Origin of the sequence: Klebsiella sp. CN_Kp113 (assembly GCF_040064585.1) — a bacterium.
GTDB lineage: Bacteria > Pseudomonadota > Gammaproteobacteria > Enterobacterales > Enterobacteriaceae > Klebsiella > Klebsiella michiganensis.
The window spans coordinates 387,458-400,110 of record NZ_JBEAID010000001.1 but is presented as its reverse complement, the minus strand read 5'-3'; the positions used below and the strand labels follow the sequence as shown (position 1 = coordinate 400,110).

At 58.2% G+C, this 12,653-nt stretch carries 9 protein-coding genes; 6 read left to right on the top strand and 3 right to left on the bottom strand.

Annotated features, from left to right (window positions below; translation table 11 throughout):
- Positions 1-50 precede the first annotated feature (50 nt).
- A complete protein-coding gene (gene rutR / locus ABLV30_RS02155) occupies positions 51-689 on the top strand; it encodes an HTH-type transcriptional regulator RutR (RefSeq protein WP_004849813.1) in 639 nt (212 codons plus the stop codon).
- Here the strand turns inward: rutR and ABLV30_RS02150 are convergent.
- Together ABLV30_RS02150 and putA are read right to left on the bottom strand one after the other, a co-directional pair.
- Positions 686-1,081 (bottom strand): lysozyme inhibitor LprI family protein, encoded by a 396-nt coding sequence (locus ABLV30_RS02150; RefSeq protein WP_014228800.1) that lies wholly within the window; start codon positions 1,079-1,081, stop codon positions 686-688. The genes rutR and ABLV30_RS02150 overlap by 4 nt on opposite strands.
- A gap of 192 nt (positions 1,082-1,273) precedes the next feature.
- On the bottom strand, positions 1,274-5,236 hold the full coding sequence (gene putA / locus ABLV30_RS02145; protein ID WP_348865509.1) for a trifunctional transcriptional regulator/proline dehydrogenase/L-glutamate gamma-semialdehyde dehydrogenase: 3,963 nt from the start codon (positions 5,234-5,236) through the stop codon (positions 1,274-1,276).
- 427 nt (positions 5,237-5,663) lie between these two features.
- Between putA and putP the strand changes: the two genes are divergently transcribed.
- Positions 5,664-7,172 carry a sodium/proline symporter PutP gene (gene putP, locus ABLV30_RS02140; RefSeq protein WP_047724109.1) on the top strand — a complete coding sequence of 503 codons (1,509 nt, stop codon included), beginning with the start codon at positions 5,664-5,666 and terminating at the stop codon, positions 7,170-7,172.
- A gap of 112 nt (positions 7,173-7,284) precedes the next feature.
- The gene (locus ABLV30_RS02135) at positions 7,285-7,719 is read left to right on the top strand and encodes a DUF3574 domain-containing protein (protein ID WP_025106253.1); all 435 of its coding nucleotides are present in this window, start codon (positions 7,285-7,287) and stop codon (positions 7,717-7,719) included.
- A 101-nt stretch (positions 7,720-7,820) separates the two neighbouring features.
- Here ABLV30_RS02135 and ABLV30_RS02130 read toward each other — a convergent pair whose 3' ends face one another.
- On the bottom strand, positions 7,821-9,005 hold the full coding sequence (locus ABLV30_RS02130; RefSeq protein ID WP_232553390.1) for a nucleoside transporter C-terminal domain-containing protein: 1,185 nt from the start codon (positions 9,003-9,005) through the stop codon (positions 7,821-7,823).
- Between the two features lie 272 nt (positions 9,006-9,277).
- Here ABLV30_RS02130 and efeU point away from each other — a divergent pair, with 272 nt between their 5' ends.
- Genes efeU through efeB form a run of 3 tightly spaced genes read left to right on the top strand, consistent with a single transcriptional unit; the run spans position 9,278 to position 12,573 of the window.
- Positions 9,278-10,108, top strand: coding sequence for an iron uptake transporter permease EfeU (gene efeU, locus ABLV30_RS02125; protein ID WP_009653546.1), 831 nt, complete (start codon positions 9,278-9,280; stop codon positions 10,106-10,108).
- A 52-nt stretch (positions 10,109-10,160) separates the two neighbouring features.
- Entirely contained in the window at positions 10,161-11,288 is a 1,128-nt protein-coding gene (efeO, locus tag ABLV30_RS02120) for an iron uptake system protein EfeO (RefSeq protein ID WP_025106254.1), read from the top strand.
- A 4-nt stretch (positions 11,289-11,292) separates the two neighbouring features.
- A complete protein-coding gene (gene efeB / locus ABLV30_RS02115) occupies positions 11,293-12,573 on the top strand; it encodes an iron uptake transporter deferrochelatase/peroxidase subunit (RefSeq protein ID WP_265802109.1) in 1,281 nt (426 codons plus the stop codon).
- Positions 12,574-12,653 lie beyond the last annotated feature (80 nt).

Genomic DNA, 12,653 nt, shown 5'->3' with positions numbered 1-12,653 from the left:
CGGCGCTGGGCTTTTGCTATGCTGATGGCGTGAAAAGAAGGAGATAACGAATGGCACAGGGCGGCGTGAAAAAGATCGGCAAACGCTCACAGGCGGTGAGCGCGAAAAAAGAGGCTATCCTGGCCGCCGCGCTGGACGCGTTCTCGCAGTTTGGTATCCACGGTACGCGGCTTGAGCAGGTCGCCGAACTGGCCGGGGTATCGAAAACGAACCTGCTCTACTACTACCCGTCGAAAGAGGCGCTGTATATTGCCGTTCTGCAGCAGATTCTGGCTATCTGGCTGGCGCCGCTAAAGGCCTTTCGCGAAGATATCAGCCCGCTGGTGGCCATCGGCGAATATATCCGCCTTAAGCTGGAGGTTTCCCGCGATCACCCGCAGGCGTCAAGGTTGTTCTGCCTGGAGATGCTGCAGGGCGCGCCGCTGCTGATGGGCGAGCTGACCGGCGATCTGAAAGCGCTGGTGGATGAAAAGTCGGCGATTATTTCCGGCTGGGTCGAGAGCGGCAGGCTGGCGCCGGTTGACCCGCAGCATCTGATCTTTATGATCTGGGCGACCACACAGCATTACGCCGATTTCGCCACTCAGGTTGAGGCGGTAACCGGCGCGACGCTGCGCGATGAGGCGTTTTTTCAGCAAACCGTCGATAACGTCCAGCGGATGATTATCGAAGGGATTCGCGTACGTTAATTGGCGGGCGGCAGCGGGCAGCTCTGATCGCCATCCTCGCACTGCAGCAGCGAGGCGAGGAACGATTCGCGCTCGACGGTTTTATCGGACATGCACTGGTTGATCAGCATCGGCTGTACGCTGCCGCCTTCAGCGCCGGAGGCGAGGAATTGACAGTCGGCGTCGCGCAGGGCAATCCACGACAGCTGCGCTTTTTTCAGCAACTCCTGCTGCTTGCCGGAGGCGCGCTTCAGCGCTTCCTGGTACGTTTCATTTAGTTTTTTGTCGTCAGCCTGGTACCGCTCGGCGGTGCACTGGTTCATTTCCGTTTGATTGCTGGCGTTGCTGCATTCGTCCGCCAGCGCATGGGTGCTTGCCAGCAGCGCGGCAAAAGCGAGTAAAGTGCGTTTCATTGGTCAACTCCCATAAAAAAAGCTCCCGTCCGGGAGCCTTAATTAACCACAGCCTGCGTCTGGTGTCATTAGCTGACGTTGTGCCGTCTGCTTTCCCGGGGGCGGCGCAAAGCGCCTTGCCCGGGCTACTGATAGTGCGGGCTGTGGTTGGGTAGCCCGGGTAAGGCATCAGCCGCAACCCGGGAAGCGGGCTTAGCCAATCGTCATCAGGCTGGCGTTGCCGCCGGCCGCGGCGGTATTGACGCTGAGCGAACGTTCAATATAGAGGCGCTCCAGCAGCAGATTGCTCTCGCCGCGGGCGAAGCCCTGCACCGACACGATCGCGCCATCGCGCGCCGCCACCTGTTCGCACAGCTCCCGCAGCTGATCGGAATCGCCGTGGTAGATAACCGCATCGAAAGGCTCGGTCGTCAGGGTTTCCGCTTTGGCGAAGTGGATCCGCGCGCTGACCTCACGCGGCAGCTTTTTCGCCAGCTCGCGCTGCAGAGGGGCGTCCGGCCACAGCACTTCGCAGCCAACGGCGGTCGCGCCCGCCAGCTGGGTGAGCGCATCCTGCTCATTATCGGCCACGCACAGCACGCAGTCGCGCGGCATAAAGGTCAGGGTGTTGCGCTCGCCGGTTGGCCCCGGCAGCAGACGCTGGGTTCCGGCCTGCGCCTGCTCGCTGAACTGCTGGCACAAAGCCTGCAGCTCCGGGCGATCCGCCGCCCACTGCTGTAAAGCGACCAGCGGTTTTTCCAGCAGCGTCTTCAGCTGCGCGTCCAGCGGATACTCCGCGTCCTGGCGGGCGAGGGTAATCCCGACGGCGTTCTGCGGGCGGCTGGAGAGCAGTCGATACAGATACAGCGGGCCGCCGGCTTTTGGACCCGTACCCGACAGGCCCTCGCCGCCGAACGGCTGCACGCCGACCACGGCGCCGACCATATTACGGTTGACGTACAGGTTGCCGACGTTGGCGCTGCCGGTGACCTGAGCGATGGTTTCGTCAATACGGGTATGCACGCCGAGGGTCAGACCGTAGCCGGAGGCGTTGATCTGTTTGACCAGCCCGTCCAGCTCGTTGCGGTTATAGCGCACAACGTGCAGCACCGGGCCGAAGACCTCTTTTTTCAGCTCATCGAAGCTGTCGAGCTCAATCAGCGTCGGCGGAACGAAAGTACCGCTGGTCCACTCGCGGGAATCTTCGCCGGTTTCGCGCACCGCCTGGAAGACTTTGCGCCCTTTGGCGCGCAGCGTCTGGATGTGGCGCTCAATATTCTCTTTGGCTTCGGCGTCAATCACCGGCCCGATATCGGTGGTCAGACGGCCCGGATTGCCCATCCGGCACTCGGCCATCGCGCCGCGCAGCATGGTCAGCGTATGATCGGCGATATCATCCTGCAGGCAGAGTACGCGCAGGGCGGAGCAGCGCTGCCCCGCGCTGTCGAACGCCGAGGCGAGCACATCGATCACCACCTGCTCGGTTAATGCTGAAGAGTCGACGATCATCGCGTTCATGCCGCCGGTTTCGGCGATCAGCGGCGTCGGACGACCCTGAGCATCCAGCCGGCTGGCGATATTGCGCTGCAGCAGGGTGGCGACTTCGGTTGAGCCGGTAAACATCACGCCGCGTACGCGTTCGTCGGAAGTCAGCGCGGCGCCGACGGTTTCCCCGCGGCCCGGCAGCAGCTGAATAACGCCCGGCGGTACGCCCGCTTCCAGCAGGATCGCCACGCCCTGAGCGGCGATGAGCGGCGTCTGCTCGGCCGGTTTTGCCAGCACGGTATTGCCTGCCGCCAGCGCGGCGGCAATTTGTCCGCTAAAGATCGCCAGCGGGAAGTTCCACGGGCTGATACAGACGACCGGGCCCAGCGGGCGATGGGTTTCGTTGTCAAAATCGTTGCGCACCTGACCGGCGTAGTAGTGGAGGAAGTCCACCGCTTCGCGCACTTCGGCAATCGCGTTGCTGAAGGTTTTCCCCGCTTCGCGCACCAGGATGCCCATCAGGGTCGGCATCTGGCCTTCCATCAGCACCGCGGCGCGTTCGAGGATCGCCGCGCGCTCCTGCGGCGGGGTGGCGAACCAGATTGGCGCGTTGTTAACCGCGCTGGTCAGCGCCTGCTGAACTTCGTCCTCGCTGGCTTCGCGCACGTAGCCGACGATATCTTTTGGCTCTGCCGGGTTCACGACCGGCTGCATTTCGCCTTCGGCCACCGGGTGCTCCAGCATCGGCAGCGCCTGCCATTTATGCAGCGCGCTGTTTAATAACGAGGAGGAGAGGGAGGCCAGACGATGCTCGTTGGCGAGATCCAGACCGGCTGAATTGCTGCGGTCTTTGCCGTAAAGGTCGCGCGGCAGCGGGATTTTCGGGTGCGGAAGACCCACCTGGCCCTCCTGCTGGGCCAGTTTTTCCACCGCGGCGACCGGGTCGGCAACCAGCTCATCCAGCGGCAGGGTGCTGTCGGCGATCCGGTTCACGAACGAGGTGTTGGCGCCGTTTTCCAGCAGACGACGCACAAGGTAGGCCAGCAGCGTTTCGTGGGTGCCGACCGGCGCGTAAATACGGCACGGGCGGTTGAGTTTGCCATCGGCGACTTTACCGGTCACCTGCTCGTACAGCGGCTCGCCCATGCCGTGCAGGCACTGGAATTCGTACTGTCCCGGGTAGTAGTTCTGCCCGGCCAGCTGATAAATTGCCGCCAGGGTGTGAGCGTTATGGGTCGCGAACTGCGGATAGATCAGGCTCGGCACCGCCAGCAGCTTTTTCGCACAGGCCAGATAGGAGACGTCGGTGTAGACCTTGCGGGTATAGACCGGATAGCCTTCGAGACCGTCCATCTGCGCGCGTTTGATTTCGCTGTCCCAGTAGGCGCCTTTGACCAGACGAATCATCAGGCGGCGACGGCTGCGGGTCGCGAGGTCGATCAGGTAGTCAATCACGAACGGGCAGCGTTTTTGATAGGCCTGGATCACAAAGCCAATCCCGTTCCAGCCCGCCAGCTCCGGTTCAAAGCAGAGTTTTTCCAGCAGATCGAGAGAGATCTCCAGGCGATCGGCCTCTTCGGCGTCAATGTTGATACCGATATCGTACTGGCGCGCCAGCAGGGTCAGCGATTTCAGGCGCGGGTATAGCTCTTCCATCGCGCGATCGTACTGGGCGCGGCTGTAGCGCGGGTGCAGCGCGGAGAGCTTAATCGAAATGCCCGGTCCTTCATAAATGCCCCGTCCGTTGGAGGCTTTGCCGATGGCGTGGATCGCCTGCTGGTAGGAGACCATATAAGCCTGGGCATCGTCGGCGGTCAGCGCCGCTTCGCCCAGCATATCGTAGGAGTAGCGGAAGCCTTTGTCTTCCAGCTTGCGGGCGTTGGCCAGCGCTTCGGCGATGGTTTCGCCGGTGACGAACTGCTCGCCCATCAGGCGCATCGCCATATCGACGCCTTTACGAATCAGCGGTTCGCCGCTTTTGCCGATAATACGGTTCAGCGAGCGCGACAGGCTGGTTTCGTTGTGGGTCGAGACCAGCTTGCCGGTAAACAGCAGCCCCCAGGTGGCGGCGTTGACGAACAGCGACGGGCTGCGGCCGATATGCGACTGCCAGTTGCCGTTGCTGATTTTGTCGCGGATCAGGGCATCGCGGGTGGCTTTGTCGGGAATGCGCAGCAGCGCTTCCGCCAGGCACATCAGGGCCACGCCTTCCTGCGAGGAGAGCGAGAACTCCTGCAGCAGGCTCTGCACCATTCCGGCGCGGCCGCTGGCGGTTTTCTGATTGCGCAGCTTCTCCGCCAGCTGATAGGCGAGCTTGTGCGCCTGTTCGCCGAGAGTCTGCGGCAGGCGAGCCTGCTCCAGCAGCATCGGCACGGCGTCGGTTTCGGCCCAGCGCCAGGCGGCGGTGATCGACGCGCGGGAAACGGACTGCGGCAGGATCTGCTCGGCGAAATCGAGGAAGGGCTGATAAGGTTCGTCAGCCGGATGACCGGCCTCATCGCTTTCGTTCGCCGCGCCGGACAGCAGCGCCGGCAGCTCCGGCAGCGTCTCGTCGTTTTCCAGCTTTTCCAGATAGTTGAAAATGGCCTGTTTAATCAGCCAGTGCGGCGTGCGGTCAATACGGCTCGCCGCGGATTTAATGCGTTCACGCGTCGCGTCGTCAAGTTTTACACCCATGGTGGTGGTGCCCATGTCAGGAACTCCTGTAATAGAACGTCTTCGTGCCAAGATGAGGTTGCGTAGAAATATCTACCATGTTGCAACTTTGTGCAACCTTGTTAATTGAGAATTGTGTGGCAGGTAGAAAAACGCCGGGAATGTTAAAAATGATGATGAAAATAGCAGGTATTTATCCCCTGTCTAATAAGGTATTTCTATGCGTCACTTAACACTTTTGCGTGGTGCAACCGCTAAAAACGTGAGAGAGTGCAACCTATAACAAAATGAAGTTTGGTCCCGGAAGCATTTCGTGTAAATGCTGTGTTAAATCGTTTGTGAAAAAACAAAGCTTCCGTCAGGATACGGTCGCCCAATACAACCAATAGGCCATTGCCCCGTTCCGGTAGTGGATAAAACGACAAATTTGGACGCTGTCGACAAAAATTCTGGAGATTTTTACATGGCTATTAGCACACCCATGTTGGTGACTTTTATTGTTTATATTTTTGGCATGGTACTCATCGGCTTTATTGCCTGGCGCTCGACAAAGAACTTTGATGATTATATTCTCGGCGGCCGCAGCCTTGGCCCATTCGTCACCGCGCTCTCCGCCGGAGCCTCCGATATGAGCGGCTGGCTGCTGATGGGGCTACCGGGGGCGATATTTATTTCCGGTATTTCCGAAAGCTGGATTGCCATTGGCCTGACGTTAGGCGCATGGATTAACTGGAAGCTGGTGGCGGGGCGTTTGCGGGTGCATACCGAGGCGAATAATAACGCCCTGACGCTGCCGGATTATTTCACCGGCCGTTTTGAAGATAAAAGCCGCGTGCTGCGAATTATCTCGGCGCTGGTCATTTTGTTATTTTTCACCATCTATTGCGCTTCCGGTATTGTGGCCGGCGCGCGTCTGTTTGAAAGCACCTTTGGCATGAGCTACGAAACCGCGCTGTGGGCCGGGGCGGCGGCAACCATTATTTATACCTTTGTCGGCGGCTTCCTCGCGGTAAGCTGGACCGATACCGTTCAGGCCAGCCTGATGATATTCGCCCTGATCCTGACGCCGGTGATGGTGGTGATTTCCGTCGGCGGGTTTGGCGATTCCCTGGAAGTGATTAAGCAAAAGAGCATTGAGAACGTTGATATGCTCAAGGGCCTGAACTTCGTGGCGATTATTTCGTTGATGGGCTGGGGCCTGGGCTATTTTGGTCAGCCGCATATTCTGGCGCGCTTTATGGCGGCGGATTCGCATCACAGCATCGTTCACGCCCGTCGCATTAGCATGACCTGGATGATCCTCTGCCTGGCGGGCGCCGTGGCCGTCGGCTTCTTCGGAATTGCCTACTTCAATAACAACCCGGCCGTTGCCGGTGCGGTTAATCAGAACGCCGAACGCGTCTTTATCGAACTGGCGCAGATTCTGTTCAACCCGTGGATTGCCGGGATCCTGCTGTCGGCGATTCTGGCGGCGGTGATGTCCACCCTGAGCTGCCAGCTGCTGGTGTGCTCAAGCGCGATTACTGAAGATCTGTATAAAGCGTTTTTACGTAAAAATGCCGGGCAGAAAGAGCTGGTATGGGTAGGACGCTTTATGGTGCTGCTCGTCGCGTTAATTGCGATCGCCCTGGCGGCCAACCCGGAAAACCGCGTGCTGGGTCTGGTGAGCTACGCATGGGCTGGCTTTGGCGCGGCGTTTGGCCCGGTGGTGCTGTTCTCGGTGATGTGGTCACGAATGACCCGTAACGGTGCACTGGCCGGGATGATCATCGGCGCCTTAACGGTCATTATCTGGAAGCAGTTCGGCTGGCTGGGCCTGTATGAAATCATCCCAGGCTTTATCTTTGGTAGCCTGGGGATTGTGGTCTTCAGCCTGCTGGGTAAAGCGCCCTCCGCCGAGATGCAGCGACGCTTCGCCGAAGCGGACGCCCATTATCACTCCGCACCGCCGGTGCGCGCGACCGCCGAGTAAGCCTCTGCAACCCCATCAAGCCCGCGTAATGCGGGCTTTGTTATTTATGTCTCTTGCTAATGGCTTGAAAATACGCTGATATCTCAGCACAAATAACGATGAGGGTAGCAAAATGAGTTTCAAACAGGGTGCAGTGGCGCTGGTACTGGCAGGGATATTAAGCGGCTGCGTAGCGCCCGCCGCGAAGAGGGCTCCGGCGGCGGACGCTAACGCCTGCCCGGCGGATAACGCCATGGTGCAAACCACGCTTTATTTCGGCTTAAGCCGTCCGGCCGGGAAGGATATTACCGCGCAGGAGTGGCAGCAGTTCGTTGACCGCGACGTGACGCCGCGCTTTCGCGATGGCCTGACGGTCTTTGACGCGCGCGGGCAGTGGCTGGGCAATGACGGTACCGTGGCGCGCGAGCAGAGCAAAGCGCTGATGCTGATTCACGGCAAAGATGAGAAGAGCGAAGAGGGGATTGAGGCGCTGCGCACGACCTATAAATCACGCTTTGCTCAGGAGTCGGTGATGCGCGTTGACCAGCCGGTCTGCGTACATTTTTAATTTGAATCAGGTGATATTCCCGGGTTGCGGCTAACGCCTTACCCGGGCTACATAGCTACGCGGGCCTGTTACCCCGGGGTAACAGGCCAAACGCGCTTCGGTTACAGTACCAGCCCCGCAAAGCTGGCGGAGAGCAGGCTGACCAGCGTTGCGCCATACACCAGGCGCAGGCCAAAGCGGGAAACGATATTCCCCTGCTGCTCGTTCAGGCCTTTAATCGCCCCGGCGATAATGCCGATAGAGGCAAAGTTGGCGAAGGAAACCAGGAACACGGATAAAATTCCCAGCCCGCGCGGCGTCATGCTGGCGGCTATTTTTTGCAGCTCAATCATGGCGACAAATTCATTGGCCACCAGTTTCGTCGCCATAATACTCCCGGCGTTCAGCGCATCGCTAAGCGGAATGCCAATCAGCCACGCCAGGGGATAAAAGACGTAGCCGAGGATCTGCTGGAAGCTCAGGCCAAATATCGTGGCGAACAGGGCATTTATGGCGCTAATTAAGGCGATAAAACCAATCAGCATCGCCAGAATAATCATCGCGACTTTAAAACCGGCCAGAATATATTCACCGAGCATTTCAAAGAAGCTCTGGGATTCATGCAGTTTTTCAAGCTTGATCTCCTCCTCGCTGCCCGGACGCGTCGGGTTAATGATCGACAGCACAATAAAGGTGCTGAACATATTCAGGATCAGCGCGGCGACGACGTATTTCGCGTCGAGCATACTCATATAAGCGCCGACGATGGAGAGCGACACCGTCGACATCGCGGTGGCCGACATGGTGAACAGGCGGCGGGAAGAGAGATCGCCGAGCACGCCTTTATAGGCAATAAAGTTCTCTGATTGACCGAGAATCAGCGAACTGACCGCGTTGAAGGACTCCAGCTTACCCATACCGTTAACCTTTGACAGCAGAGTGCCAATCAGGCGAATAAAAATTGGCAGAATACGCCAGTGCTGAAGAATACCGATGAGCGCGGAGATAAAGACAATGGGGCACAGCACGCCAAGGAAAATAAACGCCAGCCCTTTTTCACTCATGCCGCCAAATACAAAGTTGGTGCCTTCGGCGGCAAAGCCGAGCAGTGATTCAAAAAAGGATGCGATATTTTTCACTAGCCACAGGCCGCTTTCGGCGTGGAGAAAAAAGAAAGCCAGGGCAACTTCAATAATAATTAACTGGATAATATAGCGAATGCGGATTTTTTTACGGTCGTAGCTGGCAAGCAAGGCAAGGGCGAGGATAACCACCAGCGCCAGCAGGAAGTGCAAGAATTGAGTCATGTCGTTTATTTCGCAGGTCAATAAGGCCGCCATTTAGCCACAGCTGGGCAGCCGGGTAAATATCTGGCGCAAAAAATCCCGTCCTGCTGCCCGAGGGGCCTGGGCTGCGAGATAATCGCGCAAGTCATTATTTGTTCGCGACTGATTTACAAATCGTCATCATTCACTCCATATTTCACTTGTGTTTCTGATTATTGTAATGATAATCACTATCATAAATATTTACCTATCTTTGCATCAGTTGACTGCGGTTCACATTTAAGGGTGTTGGCATGTTTGTCCCATTTCTCATCATGTTACGTGAAGGCCTGGAAGCTGCGCTGATTGTCAGCCTGATTGCCAGCTATCTGAAACGCACCCAGCGCGGTAGCTGGATTGGCGTCATGTGGATTGGGGTGCTGCTTGCGGCGGCGCTGTGCCTGGGCCTCGGAATTTTTATCAACGAAACCACCGGCGAGTTTCCGCAGCGCGAGCAGGAGCTGTTCGAAGGCATCGTGGCGGTGGTGGCGGTGTGCATTCTGACCTGGATGGTGTTCTGGATGCGTAAGGTGTCGCGCAACGTCAAACAGCAGCTTGAGCAGGCGGTTGATAATGCCCTCCAGCGCGGAAATAACCACGGCTGGGCGCTGGTGATGATGGTCTTTTTCGCCGTCGCGCGTGAAGGCCTGGAATCGGTCTTTTTCCTGCTCGCCGCTTTCCAGCAGGATGTCGGAATCTGGCCGCCCATCGGCGCGATGCTCGGCCTCGCGACGGCCATCGTTTTAGGGTTCCTGATCTACTGGGGCGGCATCCGCATGAATCTCGCCGTCTTTTTCAAATGGACCAGCCTGTTTATTTTACTGGTGGCCGCAGGTCTCGCCGCGGGGGCTATCCGCGCCTTCCATGAGGCCGGACTGTGGAACCATTTCCAGGCGGTCGCCTTCGACCTGAGCAACGTCATTTCGACGCACACCCTATTCGGCACGCTGCTGGAAGGGATCTTCGGCTATCAGGAAACGCCGACCGTCAGCGAAGTGGCGGTCTACTTTATCTATTTGATCCCGGCGCTGGTGCTGTACGTCTCGCCGCCGGGTAAAAAAACCACCGCATCCCGGGCAGCGTAGTCGGGCATCGCGGATTGCAATAGTGACAACATACTTATCGAAAGGGATGGTCATGATGAATCATTTTCGTCGTAATGCGCTGCAGCTTACGCTTGCTGCGCTGTTCAGCTCGGCTTTTTACGCCCAGGCGGCCGATATTCCGCAGGTCAAAGTGACCGTCACCGACAAACAGTGCGAGCCGATGAACGTCACCGTGAAGGCGGGTAAAACCCAGTTCATCATTCAGAACCACAGCCAGAAAGCGCTGGAGTGGGAGATTCTGAAAGGGGTGATGGTGGTGGAAGAGCGGGAGAATATCGCCCCCGGCTTTACGCAAAAGCTGACGGCCAATTTGCAGCCGGGTGAATATGATATGACCTGCGGCCTGCTGACTAACCCGAAAGGCAAACTGACGGTGACCGGCGAGGCGACCAAAGATGCCGCCAAAGCCGATGCGCTGCTCAGCCTGGGTGAAGCTATTACCGCCTATAAAGCCTGGGTTAGCGCCGAGACCGCGGAGCTGGTTAGCGGCACGAAAGCCTTTACCGATGCGGTGAAAGCGGGCGATATCGAGAAGGCGAAAGCGCTGTACGCGCCGACGCGCCAGCACTATGAACGTATTGAACCGATCGCCGAACTGTTCTCCGATCTCGATGGCAGCATTGACGCCCGCGAGGATGACTACGAGAAAAAAGCCGAAGATCCGAAATTCACCGGCTTCCACCGGCTGGAAAAAGCGCTGTTTGGCGATAACAGCGTCAAGGGAATGGATAACTATGCCGATCAATTGAACGCTGACGTTCTCGAGCTGCAAAAACGCATTAGCGAACTGGCGTTTCCGCCGTCAAAAGTGGTCGGCGGCGCGGCCGGTCTGATTGAAGAAGTGGCCGCCAGCAAAATCAGCGGAGAAGAAGATCGCTACAGCCATACCGACCTGTGGGATTTCCAGGCCAACATTGACGGCGCGCAGAAAATCGTCGACCTGCTGCGTCCGCAGCTGCAAAAAGAGAACAGCGCGCTGCTGGCGAAGGTGGATGCCAACTTCAAAAAGGTGGACGCCATTCTCAGCAAATACCGCACCAAAGATGGCTTTGAGACCTATGACAAGCTGACGGATGCCGATCGTAACGCGCTGAAAGGCCCGATCACCACGCTGGCGGAAGATTTGGCCCAGCTGCGCGGGATCCTGGGTCTGGACTAAGGCGATGGCTGAGCAAAAATATGATGTTAATCAACCGTCCCGGCGGCGGTTGTTAAAAGGGATCGGCGCGCTTGGCGGCGCGCTGGCGATATCCGGCGGCTGCCCGGTGGTGCACGCGGCAAAAGACAATAGCTCTCCGGGCACGGTGTCGCCGGATGCGCGTCAGGAAGCGCAGCCGTTTTATGGTCCACATCAGGCAGGAGTGCTGACTCCGCAGCAGGCGTCGATGATGATTGTCGCCTTTGATGTGCTGGCCAGCGATAAAGCGGACCTTGAGCGGCTGTTTCGCCTGCTGACCCGGCGTATCGCCTTTCTGACCAAAGGCGGTCCCGCGCCGGAGACGCCGAACCCGCGGCTGCCGCCGATGGACTCAGGCATTCTCGGGCCGTGGATCGCCCCGGATAATTTGACGATCACCGTCTCGGTGGGGCATTCGCTGTTTGACGAGCGTTTCGGCCTGGCTAATCATGCGCCGAAGAGGCTGCAAAAGATGACGCGTTTTCCGAACGATTCGCTGGATGCGGCGCTGTGCCACGGCGATCTGCTGCTGCAAATTTGCGCCAACACCCAGGATACGGTGATTCACGCCCTGCGGGATGTGATTAAGCACACCCCGGATTTGCTCAGCGTGCGCTGGAAGCGGGAAGGGTTTATCTCCGACAGCGCCGCGCGCAGCAAGGGTAAAGAGACGCCGGTGAATCTGCTGGGCTTCAAAGACGGCACCGCGAATCCGGTGAGCACCGATAAGGCGCTAATGGATAAAGTGGTGTGGGTCACCGCCGACCAGGGAGAGCCTGCGTGGGCGACGGGCGGCAGCTATCAGGCGGCGAGGATTATTCAGTTCCACGTTGAGTTCTGGGATCGCACGCCGCTGAAAGAGCAGCAGACTATTTTTGGCCGCGATAAACTGAGCGGCGCGCCGCTTGGGATGCAGCACGAGCACGATGTCCCGGATTACAGCAAAGACCCTGACGGCGATACCATTGCGCTCGATAGCCATATCCGTCTGGCGAACCCGCGTACCCCGGAAACCGAATCCAGCCTGATGATGCGCCGGGGCTATAGCTATTCGCTGGGGGTGACCAATTCCGGTCAGCTGGACATGGGGCTGCTGTTTGTTTGCTACCAGCACGATCTGCAAAAAGGCTTCCTGACGGTGCAAAAGCGCCTGAATGGAGAAGCGCTGGAGGAGTACGTGAAGCCCATTGGCGGCGGCTATTTCTTTGTTCTGCCGGGGGTTATCGACGATCGGCATTATCTCGGGCAATCGCTGCTCGAAGCCTGACGTACCTGCCCGCAAGGGCAGGGCGTTTTCTGCTGTTTTTCCATTCATTTTTTGTATTTCCTGCCTTGTTTCATTTTTCT

Excerpts from the sequence above, each read along its gene's own strand:
- ABLV30_RS02130 (WP_232553390.1), bottom strand. The coding sequence starts at position 9,005 with ATGACTCAATTCTTGCACTTCCTGCTGGCGCTGGTGGTTATCCTCGCC.
- ABLV30_RS02135 (WP_025106253.1), top strand. The coding sequence starts at position 7,285 with ATGAGTTTCAAACAGGGTGCAGTGGCGCTGGTACTGGCAGGGATATTA.
- rutR (WP_004849813.1), top strand. The coding sequence starts at position 51 with ATGGCACAGGGCGGCGTGAAAAAGATCGGCAAACGCTCACAGGCGGTG.
- putA (WP_348865509.1), bottom strand. The coding sequence starts at position 5,236 with ATGGGCACCACCACCATGGGTGTAAAACTTGACGACGCGACGCGTGAA.
- efeB (WP_265802109.1), top strand. The coding sequence starts at position 11,293 with ATGGCTGAGCAAAAATATGATGTTAATCAACCGTCCCGGCGGCGGTTG.
- ABLV30_RS02150 (WP_014228800.1), bottom strand. The coding sequence starts at position 1,081 with ATGAAACGCACTTTACTCGCTTTTGCCGCGCTGCTGGCAAGCACCCAT.
- efeU (WP_009653546.1), top strand. The coding sequence starts at position 9,278 with ATGTTTGTCCCATTTCTCATCATGTTACGTGAAGGCCTGGAAGCTGCG.
- efeO (WP_025106254.1), top strand. The coding sequence starts at position 10,161 with ATGATGAATCATTTTCGTCGTAATGCGCTGCAGCTTACGCTTGCTGCG.
- putP (WP_047724109.1), top strand. The coding sequence starts at position 5,664 with ATGGCTATTAGCACACCCATGTTGGTGACTTTTATTGTTTATATTTTT.